Genomic DNA, 13,999 nt, shown 5'->3' on the forward strand with positions numbered 1-13,999 from the left:
CTGGACCTGCTGCGGCCGATCTACTCCCAGACCGCGGCCTACGGTCACTTCGGCCGCGAGGAGCCCAACTTCTCCTGGGAGCGCACCGACCGGGCCGACCAGCTCCGCCAGGCCGCCGGCCTCTGACCCGCGCCCGCCGCGGCCCGCATCGCCGGGCCGCGGCTTTCGCATGACCGCCGGCGGGCGTGCACGCTCGCGCGGGCCGGTTCGGCCTGGTGGGCGCCTTCTGGTAGGACCTAACCGTGACCGCGACCAGCCCCGCCGGGGAAGCCATCGGAGCGCCGCCGCCCGGCGCCGCCGGTGACCCGGCACGGCCGGGCGCGGCGCGGGACGCCGAGCCCGACGGACTCTGGGGCGAGACGACGCCGGGCAAGGGCGCGGGCACGGGCGTGGCCAAGGGGACGGTGGCGCCCGCGGGCGAGCTTCCGATCGCGCGGGTGGCCGTGGACGTGCCGCTGCCCCACCTCGACCGGCCCTTCGACTACGTGGTGCCCGAGACGATGGCCGAGGCGGCGGTGCCGGGCTGCCGGGTCAGGGTGCGCTTCGCGGGCAAGCTCGTCGACGGGTTCCTGCTCGAACGGGCGGAGGCCAGCGAGCACGAGGGCAAGCTCGCGGCCCTCGAACGGGTGGTCTCCTCCGAGGCGGTGCTCACCCCGCAGATCGCGGCCCTGTGCCGGTCTGTGGCGGACCGGTACGCCGGCACCATGTCCGACATCCTGCGGCTGGCCGTCCCCCCGCGACACGCCAAAGTAGAGGCCGAGGAGGCCAAGCGAGAGGCGGCGCGGCCCGTCTCCCCGACGTCCCCGAGTGAGGGTCCGGGCGCGCCGGCGGGGAACACCGGTGGACCCGCGGACGCTCCCGCGCCGATCCGGCCGGTGTCCGCGAGTGAGAGCACCGGTGGGCCCGCGGACGTTTCCGCGCCGATCCAGCCCGTGTCCCCGAGTGGGCGGGTGCCGGCGGGGAGCACCGGCGGGCCCGCGGACGCTCCTGGGCCGATCCGGCGGGCGCGGGCGGGGCAGGGCACCGCGGCAGGGCCCGTGATGGACGGGCCGGCGCAGGAAGCGCAGGGGGCGCGGTCGATAGCGGCGGAGCCGGGGGAGTGGGCGGAGTACCCGCTGGGGGCCTCCTTCCTCGCGGCGGTGGCGGAGGGCCGGGCGCCGCGGGCGGTGTGGAGCGTTCTTCCGGGAGCCGCGCACGGGCCCCGGTGGGCCGAGGGCGTCGCCCTGGCCGTGCTGGCCGCCTCCCGGGCGGGACGGGGCTCCCTGGTCGTGGTGCCCGACGGCAAGGACGTGGCCCTGCTCGACGCCGCGCTGACCCGCGTCCTCGGACAGGGCGCCCACGTGGCGCTGACCGCCGGCCTCGGTCCCGCCGAGCGGTACCGCCGGTGGCTGCGCGTGCTGCGCGGCGGGGTGCGGGTGGCCGTGGGGACGCGGGCGGCGGCGTTCGCCCCGGTCCACGATCTCGGCCTGGTGGCGATCTGGGACGACGGGGACGATCTGCACGCCGAGCGGCTGGCCCCCTACCCCCACGCGCGCGAGGTCCTGGCGCTGCGCGCCCACCAGACGGGCGCCGCGATGCTGATCGCCGGTTACGCCCGGACGGCGGAGGCGACCCGGTTGATCGCCGACGGATGGGCCCGCCCGATCGCCGCGCCGCGCGAGACGCTGCGCCGGCACGCCCCCCGGGTGCGTCCGGCCGGCGACGACGCCGAGGTGGCCAGAGACGAGGCCGCCCGGGCGGCGCGCCTGCCGAGTTCGGCGTGGGCGGCGCTCAAGCAGGGCTTGGCGAGCGGGCCCGTGCTGGTCCAGGTGCCCCGCCGCGGCTACCTGCCCGCGCTCGCGTGCCAGTCCTGCCGCGCCCCGGCCCGCTGCCACCAGCCCGTGGCGACCGTGAGCCCTCCGCTCACCCCGGATCGGCCGGAAAGGCCGGGAAGCCCCCGCAGACCGGAGGACTCCGGCGTTTCCGCGATTCCCGGCATGCCGGGCACGTCCGACCCGGCATTCCCCCGCACCCCAGGGAGACCGGTGAACACCGGGGGACCGATGAACGCGGACGTGCCGGGGAACGCAGGCGTGCCGATGAACGCGGGCGTGCCGGGGAACTCCGGGACGCCCGCTCATGCCGGGATGGCGGCCGATACCGGGACGGACCGGTCGGGGGAGCCGCGTGGACGCGATGTGGCGGCGGCGATGTGCGGGGGGCCGCTGGCGTTGCGGGGAGGGCACGCGGCGCCGTACTGCCGGTGGTGCGGGCGCATCGCCGGCATGTGGCGCTGCCAGGCGTGCGGGAGCAACCGCATGCGCGCCGTCGTGGTCGGCGCCCGGCGCACGGCCGAGGAGCTCGGCCGCGCCTTCCCGTCGGTCCCGGTGAAGACCTCCGGGCGCGACGGCGTGCTGTCGGACGTCGGCCCGGCCCCGGCGCTGGTCGTCGCCACGCCCGGCGCCGAGCCGGTCGCCGAGGGCGGGTACGCGGCGGGCGTCCTGCTGGACGGCTGGGCCCTGCTCGGCCGTCCCGACCTGCGCGCGGCCGAGGAGGCGCTGCGGCGCTGGATGAACGCCGCGGCGCTGCTGCGCCCGGCCGCCGAGCTGGTGGTGCTCGCCGACTCCTCCGTCCCGGCCGCGCAGGCGCTGCTCCGGTGGGATCCGGTGACGCACGCTGAGCGCGAGCTGGCAGAACGCGCGGTCCTCGGGTTCCCGCCGGCGGTGCGCATGGCCACGCTGACCGGCACGGCGGCCGGGCTCAGGGAGATGGCGGGCGATCTGCGGCTGCCCGGCGAGGCGCAGGTGCTCGGCCCCGTCCCGGTCGAGGGGGCCCGATCGGGGCCCGAGGAGCCGCAGGAGCGGCTGATGGTACGGGTGCCGCGCGCGGCGGGCCCGGCGCTGGCCCGGGCGCTCAAGGGGGCGGCGGGCGTGAGGTCCGCCCGTAAGGCTCCCGACCTGGTCCGGGTGTGTATGGATCCGATCGATCTCATCTGACCGTAGGCCGCCGATTCGCGGGGCTGAAAGTAAGCCGTTAGTTTCTCCCTGTGTCGATCGAATGGGTGAACGGGGCCATCGAGGAGATCCGGGCGTGGGGGCGCTCGAAGGACGTCGTGGTGGACGCCGACGAGGTCCGCCTCCTGTGCGACTACGCCAGCGACTATCTGGACGTGAGCGAGCTCGCCGACTTCACGCCCGGCACGTTCGAGCAACTGCTGCTGGACATCTACCCCCGCAAGGTCATCGCACCGCCCGAGAGCGCCGCCGAGACGGTGGCGGCGGCGCGCACGCTGGTCGACTTCCTGCTGGAGAGCGGGGAGATCGGCACCAAGATGGCGGCCCGCATGCGCGCCAAGATCGACGAGATCGCGCCGGAAATGCCCGCCGCGCTCGCCGACACCTCCAAGTTCGGCATGGCCAAGAGCATCTTCGGGGCGATGGGCGCCGACGAGCCCGATCCGACCGCCCTGGACGCTCCCGGCCCCGCCGGCTCCGGCGACGACCTGCTCGGCCTGCCGCTCCACCGGCTGCGCGGCGTCACCGCCGACGACGGGTGCGAGTGCCCCGGGTGCTCCCCGCTGCCGGCCGTGCGGCTGGCGCCGCCGCAGCAGGTCGCCGGGGCGGTCCGCGAGGCCGGGCTGCTGCGGGACGCCCACCACGTGGTGGCCTGGATGCGCGACGCCGGCCGCACGCCGACCGTCCGGGGCGCCCTGCGCGTCCGGGACGCCGCGCGCGTCACCAGAGAGCTCGGCGTCGCCGCTCCCGAGACCGCGTGGCGGCTGGCGGTGTCCCTCGGGCTGGTGGAGGTCTCCGGCGCGGCCCTGACGGTCGCGCCCGGCTTCCTGCCGCTCCCCGAGCGCGACGACCGCGAGGTGCTGGACCTGTGGGCCGGCACGGTGGCGTTCGTCACCGACGGAACGGCCGACATCACCGGTTCGCCCGAGCTGGACCAGGAGCTGTACGCCGTCCACGACATGCTGTACCGCCTGCAGGAGCCCATGGCCCTCGCGGAACTGCGCGAGCACCTGGAGGAGGCGTGGACGGGCGCCCGGCCCGGCGAGGACGACCAGGACGACGAGGACGGGTTGGGCGCCGCGCTGGAGGTCCTGGCCTACTGCGGCACCATCGAGCGCGTGCGCGACGCCGTCCGGCTCACCCCGCACGGCCTGTGGGGGATGCGCGAGACCTTCGTCCGCATGGGCATGCCGGCGCCCGTCGCGCCCGACCCCGCCGAGGGCGACGCGGCCGGCCTGGTCGACGGCCTGCTGGGCGGGGTGCCCGCCGAGCAGGCCGAGCGCGACATCGGCTCGTGGCTGGCCCGCCGGTCCCCTCCGGAGGCGGCGGCCGAGCTGCTCGGCGCCGTCCAGGCGCAGGACGCGGCGCGGCGCGGCGTCGCCGTCACGATCATCGACCGGCTCGGCCCGGAGGCGGCCGACGCCGTGCGGCCGTTCCTCTCCGACGCCGAGCTCCGCCCGCACGCCGTCCACTGGCTGTCCGCGCGCGGCCTCGAGGCGCCCGCGCTGACGCCGGAGGAGGCGCTGTGGGTGAGCGTCGACATGCTCGCCGTGGCCATGCCGGCCACCGAGGACGATCATGAGCGGTTCGCGGGCACCCTGGCCACGGCGGCGCCGCCCGCCCACGTCATCGAGGAGATGTGGCAGGTGGACCACCCCGACGTCGCCGAGGTCCTGGACCTGCTCGGCCGCCACCTGCCCGACCGCGAGATCGCCAAGGCCGCCCGCAAGGCGGCGTTCAAGGCGCGTTCTCGCGGCATTCACTGAGCGGGCCAGGCCAAGGTCCGCAGTCGGTCATCGCGTGTGGCTGGTGTGGAGTAAGTTGCCTGAATGGCCAACAGCGGTAACGGCGGGATCTTCGATCTTGGAGAGCTGCGCAGCCTCATCGACGAGCTGGGGAGCGTGTCAGGCGAGGAGCGGGAGGCGCTGCTCGCCGAGATGGCGGGGGAGAACGACGAATGCGATTGCGGTGAGTGCGAGAGCGAGGTGCTGAGCTTCCCACCGGTCGAGCTCGCGCCCGCGGACGAGCTCGCCGAGGCGGTGCTGACGGTGCCGCTGGTGCGGGACGCCCTGCGGTTGGCCGGCTGGACGGGCGCGAGACCGGTCACCGCCGAGGGGTTCCTGACGCCCGCCGACGCGCGGGAGGCCGCCGCGTGGCTCGGGGCGGACGACGAGCGGCTGCGCCTGGTGTGGGTCGTCGCGGTCAACACCGGCCTGCTGCGCATCGCCCAGGCCGGCGCGTCCCCCGGGCCGGGGCTGCCCGCCGACCTGATGGAGTTCTGGGACGGGGTCGTCATGGACGTCCTCGACCGCACCGACGAGGGGCTGACAGGCTCGGCCGTGGCCGACGAGCACCTCACCGAGATGCTGGCCACCATCTACGCCACCAGCGACGGCATCACCTACACCGCCCTGGTCGAGGGAATGCTGCAGGCCCACGAGATCGGCTGCGAGGCCCGCGCGGCCGAGATGCGGCGGCTGCGTGAGCGGTTGCCGGCCGAGCTGGACGCCGCCCTGGACCTGCTGGCCTACTGCGGGCTGTTCGAGCGCGCGGCCGACCGCGTCCGGCTCACCCCCCTCGGGGTGTGGGCCGTCCGGCAGGACCTACTGCGCGAGGGGCACGACGCGCCGCTGCTGGCCGAGGTCGCCTCCTACGCCGAGCTCAGCGCGGCCGAGCTGGTCGAGGCGATGCTGTCGGGCGAGGCGCCTTCCAGCGCCCCCACCCTGTGGGTCGAGCGCCGCGTCCCCGAGGACGCCGCGCGCGAGCTGATCAAGGTGGCGGCGTCCGGCACGCCGGGGCAGCGCGGGGTGATCGGCACGGTCCTTGAGGAGATCGGTCCGGAGGCCGAGCCCGCGGTCCGCGAGGCGCTGGCCGAGCCGGCGATGTGGCGCCACGCCGCCGTCTGGCTCGGGGTGCGCGACCTGGCCGCGCCGGTGCTCAACGAGGACGACGGCACCTGGCTCGCCGTCGACACCCTGGCCACGCTGCTGCACATCCCCGACGCCCAGGAGGCCATGGGCGAGTTCGAGGCTCTGGAGGCGGGGGAGGAACTGCTGCGCCTGGTCGACGAGATCAGCCACAGCGGCCACCCCGACTCCATCGCCGTGCTCGAACTGCTCGGCGCCCACCATCCCGACGCCACCGTCGCCAAGGCGGCCCGCAAGGCCGCCATGAAGGCCCGCTCCCGCTGACCCGCCCCGGGCCGCCTCGCCGTCGCGGGGCGGCCACCTGGGGCCCTGTGTCACCTGCCCCGGCTGCGCACAGGGCGTCCGGGCCGCCGGGCCGTGCCGGGGGACGGCGTGGCCACGGCGGCCCAGGTGGCCGCGCCTACTTCACGACCTTGGCCACATAGACATGAGCCAGCCTTGGCCACGCGTCGCTGAGGCTGCGGTAACGGTCCCGAGGGCCATGCTGCGCGTAGAAGACGCCGGCGCGTTGCGAGACCCAGCTGACCACCGCCAGATGGTCGAGCCATCCGGACACGCTCTTCTGGTCGAAGAAGATCACGTCTCCGGGCTGCACGTCCCACCAGCTGTACCGCCAGACGAGGCGATGCCGCTTGGTCTGGAAGTGGTCGTAGAAATGGACGACGTTCATCCAGCTGTAGCTGCGCGCGCCCCCGCCTTTAAGCAGATGCTCGAACCAGTTGTTGTCGTTCGAACGCGAGTACCAGCCTTTCTCCGGTGCCTTACCTCCCTTGTTCACGGCGTAGGAAGTGAAGTTGGTGCAATTGTTGTGCTTGATGGCGTAGGGCCACGTGTAGACGTTGTCCACCGCCCATCTGGCGATTCCCGATTGCCGGACGCTCCGCGTGGAGACCTGGCCCGACCCCACGGACAGGTCCGGCCACCCCTTCGGGTCCAGGGGAAGCGGCGCGGGAGCGTCGGCCGGGGCCGCCGTCGAGTCTCCGGTGATCACGCCGTTGAGGTCGCCGTCGCCCGAGGAGCCAGAGGCGTCCACCGCCGTCCCGTCGAGGTTCCGCGTGATCGACGCGACCGATGTCGACTGCTTGTCGAACACGAAGTCCCGTACGGCGATGTCGTCGTTGGTCTTGTCCTCCGCGGACGTCGTCCCCACACCGTCGGCCGTGGTCGTGGTGGTCTTGACCGTGGCCCGGACGGTGACGGAGTCGGCGGCAGTCTGGGAGACCAGGACGTCCGACAGGGTCACGGCGGAGCTCGTCTGGGCGACCTGGTGGCCTGCCGCGTCCTCGGCCCACTGCCGTAGAGGGCCCGCCTGGGTGTCCAGCGCGGCGGCGAACCGCGTCCCCTGGGTGCTCTGGCCGGCGGCCGCCGACGCCGAGATGAAGACCCCCTCGCGCATCTTGTTCTGTGAGGTGAGGTACTGCTTCACCGCGTCGAGGTAGCTCTGGGTCCCACCGGCGACGGCCTGGGGGGTCACGGAGGCCGTTGCCCAGCCGCTGGTGCCGTAGGCCGTCAGAGCCCGGACCCGGAGGCTGTAGGCCGACCCGTTGGTCAGCCCGGTCACGACGGCGGCCTCGTCGTCGGTGCTGACGCTCTTGAGCGGCTGATCGTCGCTCTTCAGTACCTCGATGTCGTACCGCACCGTCCCGCTGCCGCCGGTGTCGGCGGGCTCGTCCCATGTGAGGAGGGTGCCCGAGTCGCCCGCGCGGGCGCGGACGCCCTGCGGGACGGTCGGCGGGGCGGGCGGCAGGTAGGAGATCACCAGCTGAGGAGCGGGGAACGCCGCCGGGACACTGTCCTCGGATCCGAGGAGCGCCAGACCGTGGTCGTCGGCCGGCTGGGTCAGCCAGTCGCTGAGCAGCGCCGCGAGGTCCAGGTCGGCCGATCCCACCGGGGCGTCGGCGTTGCCGTCCGCACCGATCGCGGCGGTGACGTCGGAGGAGACCGGTGACGCCGGCAGGGCGGAGTCGAGGGAGTAGGCGGAGACCTCTCCCGAGCAGGCGCCGCCACAGGCGGGGGAGCCGAGCTTGAGGGTGGCCGAGACGATGCTCGCCCCCGCCGGGATCGCGCTCAGGTCCGCCGAGACGACCGTGAGGTCGCGGTCGGCGCCCGTACCGCCGATCTTGACGGTCGACGAGGGCTGCAGCGGGCAGGCGGAGCCCTGGCAGGCGTCCGCCGCCGCCTTCGCCGTCGAGAGGGTCAGCTTGTCGGCGCCCAGGACGAGGGTCTGTCCCTGGGGGGTGGGTGGTGGCGCCGGAACGGTGAAGGAGATGGGGGCGGTCTTGTCCGTGCACGCGTCGCCGGCGCAGGCGCGCATCTGCCAGCTGTACCTCTGCCCCTGACCGACCATGCCGTCGGGGAGCCGCAGGGAGACGCGCCCGCCCTCCGTGGCGTCGCCGCTGCCCAGGGGGGTGGGGCCGACGGCGTTGCCGGAGTCGTCGGTGAGGAAGAACTGCGCCGTCACCGCGTCTCCGGAGGGGCGGCTCACCACGCCGGACAGGATGGGATTGGCGGGTTCGTCCAGCGAGGTGCTCTGCGCCGTCGGCGGATCGGCGGCGTCGGTGGTCAGCCGGACGGGGTCGGCGGCGGTCGTGTCGGTCCCGTCACCGGCCTCTACGGAGAGCTCGTAGCGCGTCGCGTTGGTCAGGTATCCGGGCGGGACGGTCCACTGCGCCGGTGTCCCCGAGGGGACACCGGAGATGGTCCGCGTGCGCACCGGCTGTGCGCAACCGGCCCCGAGAGGGGTGCATGTGAGGGTGAAGGTGTAGGTCAGGCTGCCGCCGTCGGAGTCGGTGGCCCTGGCGCTGACCGTGGGGGTCAGGCTCGACGTCGTCAGCGCCTCCGTGGAGGAGTCCGCGCCGGGGGTGATGGAGACCTGCGGGACGGTGGGCCGGCTGTCGTAGGTGACCGTCAGCGCCGGATCGGTCGGCCCCTGGCTGCCGGAGGTGTAGCGGAAGCCGGCGATGTCGTTGAACAGCAGATATGAACGGGCGACAGTGGTGCCGCCGTCGAAGGTGCCCGCCTTCAACTCGGTGGAGCCGCGCTGGGAGTCGGGGAAGTTGGTTGCCACCCAGGTGTCGGTGCCGACCGTCAACGTGCTCGTCGGGTCGATGGTCACCGGGTACCGCAACGCGGGGTCGTTGAGGTAGCCGGGGTCCGGCCGCAGTGTCAGCACGGCTCCGCCCGCCTCGCGGCGGATCGACGTCGTGACCTCCGCCTGACGGGTCGCCTCGCCGGAAGCGGGGTCCTTGGAGGAGTCCCACATGTGCGGGGCCGGTGCGGAGATGACGGTCGTGCCGAGGCCGTCGACGAGGCGAAGGCCGTGATCGGCGTCCTTCAGCAGCGTGAGGCCCTTGGTCCTGATCGGCAGAGTGATCGTCAGGGGACCGGACGGCGGCCGGCGCAGAACAAGCGAATGCGTGAAGCCCTGCGGCAGCGACGTGACGACCAGGTCCCCGTCCGGCACCACGCCCGTGTAGGTGGCGGTGTTCCCCCGCACCGCCGGCGCCGGGAGCGGGTGGTTCCAGCCCACCGCGAACGAGCGACCGCCGTTGTCGATGGATGCGAACGGCGCGGTCCCTCCGTGGGACAGCCGTAGATCCACCTGCGCCGCCCTAGGCTTGAGTTCACCGTCGGCGGAGACCAAGGACGGGTCGATGGCGGTCCACGACCCGTTCCCTCTCATCCTGCGGCATTTGTCCATAGGCATTTCCATGTACGTGCAAACGCCCAGGCAGCCCGCGCGCGCCGCCCGCGCCACAGTGATCGACACGGCCACGAACGATCACGCGCCGCGGGCCGCGCCTGCTCCCGCCGGGACGGCACCGCCGGTGTAGCCTTCGACGACGCCGCGGAACCCGATCAATCCCGGCGCCGCGGGCTCCGACCGGCGGGTGGGGGCGCTCCCGTGATCGCTGACGCGGCGTTCGCGGTGAGCCACATAAACTAGTGAGACCTTCAATTCGTGACGTGAACGGAGTCTTCCGTGGCCATACAGTCGATCCGCCTGTTCGGCGACCCGGTGCTGCGCACCCCCGCGGAGCCGGTCAAGGACTTCGACAAGGAGCTCCGCAAGCTCGTCAAAGACCTCACCGACACGATGATGGACGCCCCCGGCGCCGGCCTGGCCGCGCCGCAGATCGGGGTCGGCCTGCGGGTGTTCACCTACTACGTGGACGACACCCTCGGCCACCTGGTCAACCCCACCCTCGACCTGTCGGAGGACAAGGACGAGGACGGCGAGGAGGGCTGCCTGTCCTTCCCCGGCCTCACCTTCCCGACGCCGCGCGCCATCCGCGCCGTCGCCAAGGGCTTCGACATGCACGGCGAGCCGGTCACCATCGAGGGCACCGACCTGATGGCCCGCTGCGTGCAGCACGAGACCGACCACCTCGACGGCGTGCTGTTCATCGACCGCATGGATCCCAAGCAGCGCAAACTGGCGATGAAGGCGATCCGCGAGGCCGAGTGGAGCGGGCTGGCCGCCCCGGCCGTCAAGTTCTCGCCGCACGCCACTCAAGGGAAGGCTCTCTAGCAAGTGCGCCTCGTCTTCGCCGGAACCCCCGAGACCGCCCTGGCCCCGCTGCGGGCGCTGCTCGACTCGCCCAGGCACGAGGTGGTGGCCGTGGTGACCCGCCCGGACGCCCAGTCCGGGCGGGGCCGCAAGGTCCACCCAAGTCCCGTCGCCGAGCTGGCCGAGTCCGCCGGCATCGAGGTGCTGCGCCCGGCCAAGGCGGGCGACCCCGAGTTCCTGGCCCGGCTCAAGGCCATCGACCCCGACTGCTGCCCGGTCGTGGCCTACGGTGCGCTGCTGCCCCAGTCGGCGCTGGACATCCCCCGGCACGGCTGGATCAACCTGCACTTCTCGCTGCTGCCGGCCTGGCGGGGCGCCGCCCCGGTGCAGCACGCCGTGCTCCACGGCGACCCGATCACCGGCGCGGCGACGTTCCAGATCGTCAAGGCGCTCGACGCCGGCCCGGTGTACGGGGTGGTGACCGAGGAGATCCGGCCCGACGACACCAGCGGCGAGCTGCTGGCCCGCCTGTCGGAGTCGGGCGCGGGCCTGCTGGCGGCGACGCTCGACGGCGTGGAGGACGGCACCCTGGAAGCCCGCCCGCAGCCCGCCGAGGGCGTCAGCTACGCGCCAAAGCTGGAGGTGGCGGACGCGCGGGTCGACTGGACGGCGCCCGCGATGCGCGTCGACCGGCTGGTGCGCGCGTGCACCCCGAACCCCGGCGCCTGGACCGAGTTCCGGGGCGCGCGGCTGAAGCTCGGCCCGGTCGCGCCCGTCCCCGGCCCCTCGGCCCCCGTGCCCGCCGAGGGCGCTCTCGCGCCGGGGCAGATCGCCGTCGCCAAGGACACCGTCCTGGTCGGCACCGCCACCCACCCCGTGCGGCTCGGCGAGGTCCAGCCGCAGGGCAAGCGCCTGATGACCGCCGGTGAGTGGGCGCGCGGCGTGCGCCCCGGCGCCGACGACCGGCTCGCCTGATGGGCTCCCCCAGCGGCGTCGGCCGCACGGGCGGCGGACGGCCCGGCGCGGGCGGCAGGAGACCCGCCCCGGGCGGCAGGAGGCAGAAGCCGGTGCGCGACGAGGCCCGCAACGTCGCCTACGACCTGCTGCGGGCCGTCGACGAGCGCGACGCCTACGCCAACCTGCTGATGCCCACCCTGCTGCGCGAGCGTGGCCTGTCCGGCCGTGACGCCGCCCTGGCGACCGAGCTGGCCTACGGCACCCTGCGCGGCCTCGGCACCTACGACGAGATCGTCGCCGCGTGCAGCGACCGCCCGCCGGAGGACATCGACCCGCCGCTGCTGGACGCCATCCGTCTCGGGGTCCACCAGCTCCTCAAGACGCGGGTGCCCCCGCACGCCGCCGTCAGCGCGACGGTCGACCTGGTGCGGCTGCGTGTGGGCACCGGCGCCTCGAAGTTCGCCAACGCCATCCTCCGCAAGGTCGCCACCCGCGACTTCGACCAGTGGCTGCCCATCGTCGCCCCCGACCCCGGCGAGGACGCCGTGGGCCACCTCGCCGTCGCCTACAGCCACCCGCGGTGGATCGTCTCGGCGCTGCGCGACGCGGTCGGCGGCGGCTTCGAGGAGACCGCCGACCTGCTGGCCGCCGACAACGAGCGCCCCGCGGTGACGCTCGTCGCCTGGCCGGGCCGCAGCACCGTGGGTGAGCTGGTCGAGGACGGCGCGGCCGCGGCCCGCTACTCGCCGTACGCGGCCTACCTCCCCGAGGGGGACCCGGCGTCCCTGGAGGCCGTCGCGCAGGGCCGTGCGGCCGTCCAGGACGAGGCCAGCCAGCTCGTCGCGCTCGCCCTGACCCGGGTGCCCGTCGAGGGCTCCGACCGCTACTGGCTGGACATGTGCGCCGGCCCGGGCGGCAAGGCCGGGCTGCTCGACGCGCTCGCCGTGCAGAACGACCGCCACCTGCTCGCCGCCGACCAGCGCTTCCACCGCGCCCGGCTGGTGTGGCGGGCCACGCGCAGGGCCGGGGTCATCACCGCCGACGGCACCCGGCCCGCCTGGCGGGACGGCGCCTTCGACCGGGTGCTGGTCGACGCCCCCTGCACCGGACTCGGCGCGCTGCGCCGGCGCCCCGAGGCCCGCTGGCGGCGCTCCTCCGACAGCGTCCAGGAGCTCGGCGCACTCCAGCGGCGCCTGCTCGGCTCGGCCCTGGACGCCGTCCGCCCCGGCGGGGTCGTGGCGTACGTGACGTGCTCGCCGCACCTTGCCGAGACCCGCGTCGTGGTCGGCGACGTGGTCAAGAGGCGGGACGACGCCGAGCTGCTGGACGCCCCGTCCTACCTCCGCGAGGTCGACCACCTGGGCGAGGGCCCCTACGCCCAGTTCTGGCCCCACCGTCACGGCACCGACGCCATGTTCCTGTCCCTCATTCGCCGCATCTGACCCCGGCGCCCGCCGGCCCGGTGGGCGCAAGAGGGGCCGGTGCTTCGCCGCCCCGGGTCAGCCGGAGTAGCGTTCGGCGATCGCGGCGAAGGCGGCTTTGGGCTCCCAGGGCATGTCGGGGTAGGTGTCGCCGTTGCGGCCGTCGAGGACCTTGACGATCCCGAGGCTGGCGAGGTCGAGGTCGTCGCGGGGGTCGCCGTCGGGGCGGTGGGGCAGGTTGCGGAGCGCGAAGAGGTGGACGAAGGCGCTGTCGACGCCCTCGCCGTCGAAGATCTCGAGCAGTTCGCCGAGGTAGGCCGCCTGGCCGGCCTCGTCGCGCTCGTACCGCCCGTCCAGCCGCATCGCGCCGGTGGCTTCGTCGATCTGCAGGATCTCCATGCTGCGTGGCGCGACGTCGCCCGCACCGCGCCAGGTCGCGGTGCCGAAACCGGTGACGGCGACGGGTTTGGGTTGTGCGACGAGGTCGCGCACGCCCCCTCGGAACCGGTCGGCGACCTCCGCGGATCGGATGAGCTCGTAGGTCACGAAGTCGAACAGGTCCCAGTCGACGCCCTCGAACGGGATGGCGGCGTAGGTGACCTTTCCGTGGAAGCGCTCGCGGACCGCTGCCACGGCGGTGGTGAGAAAGTCGCCGATACGGGCCCTGATCTCGGCGAGGCGTTCCGCCCGGCCGTCCGGGTCGCCCAGCAGGCGAGCGAGTCGTTCCTCGAGGCGGTCACCGTCGGCGAATCCCCGGTTCATGAGGCTCAGCTCGACGCCGGTGACGAACACGACCTCGGCTCCCGCCGCGCGCAGCCGCTCGGCCCGGTCGGCGCAGTCGAGGAACAACGCGAGGATCTCGTCGGTCGTCAGGTCCAGCGGGTACGGCGAGAACCAGACCTCAAGGCCGAGGCCGGCGGCACAGCGGGCGGCGAGCTCCAGGCGCCCCGGGTCGCCGCCGATGATCTGGACGGCATTGCAGTGCAGGTCGTCGCGGATGATGGTCAGCTCTCGCCTGACCAGCTCCGGGTCGAAGACTTCCACCGAGTTGACGCCATCGCGGATGAACCCGGTGTCGTAGGTCATGCCCCTTGCGCGCATGGGTGTCGGTCCTTTCTCGGATGTCTGTGGAGCGGACGAGAGGCGACGCTACCAGATTCTTGCGTGTACGCATCTTTGCGTGCACGCAAG

9 protein-coding genes are annotated in these 13,999 nt (G+C 74.1%); 7 read left to right on the forward strand and 2 right to left on the reverse strand.

Going from position 1 to position 13,999, the window contains the following annotated elements:
* The 4 genes from ABZT47_RS31215 to ABZT47_RS31230 all read left to right on the forward strand — a co-directional run.
* Positions 1-126, forward strand: a 126-nt coding sequence (locus ABZT47_RS31215) for a methionine adenosyltransferase domain-containing protein (RefSeq protein ID WP_354850367.1), incomplete at its 5' end; no start/stop codon positions are given.
* Between the two features lie 263 nt (positions 127-389).
* The gene (locus ABZT47_RS31220) at positions 390-2,975 is read left to right on the forward strand and encodes a primosomal protein N' (RefSeq protein ID WP_354850370.1); all 2,586 of its coding nucleotides are present in this window, start codon (positions 390-392) and stop codon (positions 2,973-2,975) included.
* Between the two features lie 50 nt (positions 2,976-3,025).
* Positions 3,026-4,759, forward strand: a complete 1,734-nt coding sequence (locus ABZT47_RS31225; RefSeq protein WP_354850036.1) for a hypothetical protein — start codon at positions 3,026-3,028, stop codon at positions 4,757-4,759.
* Positions 4,760-4,822: 63 nt separating this feature from the next.
* Positions 4,823-6,184, forward strand: coding sequence for a hypothetical protein (locus tag ABZT47_RS31230; protein ID WP_354850038.1), 1,362 nt, complete (start codon positions 4,823-4,825; stop codon positions 6,182-6,184).
* A 136-nt stretch (positions 6,185-6,320) separates the two neighbouring features.
* On the opposite strand, the gene ABZT47_RS31235 is transcribed toward ABZT47_RS31230, so the two are convergent.
* Positions 6,321-9,521 carry a fibronectin type III domain-containing protein gene (locus tag ABZT47_RS31235; protein WP_354850041.1) on the reverse strand — a complete coding sequence of 1,067 codons (3,201 nt, stop codon included), beginning with the start codon at positions 9,519-9,521 and terminating at the stop codon, positions 6,321-6,323.
* 381 nt (positions 9,522-9,902) lie between these two features.
* Here ABZT47_RS31235 and def point away from each other — a divergent pair, with 381 nt between their 5' ends.
* From def to ABZT47_RS31250, 3 genes are read left to right on the forward strand one after another with little or no spacing between them, the layout of a single operon-like run.
* Complete coding sequence (gene def, locus ABZT47_RS31240; RefSeq protein ID WP_354850044.1) at positions 9,903-10,451, forward strand: peptide deformylase; 549 nt, start codon at positions 9,903-9,905, stop codon at positions 10,449-10,451.
* Positions 10,452-10,454: 3 nt separating this feature from the next.
* Entirely contained in the window at positions 10,455-11,405 is a 951-nt protein-coding gene (gene fmt, locus ABZT47_RS31245; RefSeq protein WP_354850047.1) for a methionyl-tRNA formyltransferase, read from the forward strand.
* Positions 11,405-12,829 carry a transcription antitermination factor NusB gene (locus ABZT47_RS31250; protein WP_354850050.1) on the forward strand — a complete coding sequence of 475 codons (1,425 nt, stop codon included), beginning with the start codon at positions 11,405-11,407 and terminating at the stop codon, positions 12,827-12,829. The genes fmt and ABZT47_RS31250 overlap by 1 nt, the downstream gene beginning before the upstream one ends.
* Before the next feature lie 57 nt (positions 12,830-12,886).
* Here ABZT47_RS31250 and ABZT47_RS31255 read toward each other — a convergent pair whose 3' ends face one another.
* The gene (locus ABZT47_RS31255) at positions 12,887-13,909 is read right to left on the reverse strand and encodes a hypothetical protein (protein ID WP_354850053.1); all 1,023 of its coding nucleotides are present in this window, start codon (positions 13,907-13,909) and stop codon (positions 12,887-12,889) included.
* Positions 13,910-13,999: the final 90 nt, after the last annotated feature.

The organism is Sphaerisporangium sp. NPDC005289, from assembly GCF_040607455.1.
Taxonomy (GTDB): Bacteria; Actinomycetota; Actinomycetes; order Streptosporangiales; family Streptosporangiaceae; genus Sphaerisporangium; species Sphaerisporangium rhizosphaerae.

Coding starts and splice junctions, on each gene's coding strand:
- ABZT47_RS31230 (WP_354850038.1), top strand. CDS start 4,823: ATGGCCAACAGCGGTAACGGCGGGATCTTCGATCTTGGAGAGCTGCGC.
- ABZT47_RS31255 (WP_354850053.1), bottom strand. CDS start 13,909: ATGCGCGCAAGGGGCATGACCTACGACACCGGGTTCATCCGCGATGGC.
- ABZT47_RS31250 (WP_354850050.1), top strand. CDS start 11,405: ATGGGCTCCCCCAGCGGCGTCGGCCGCACGGGCGGCGGACGGCCCGGC.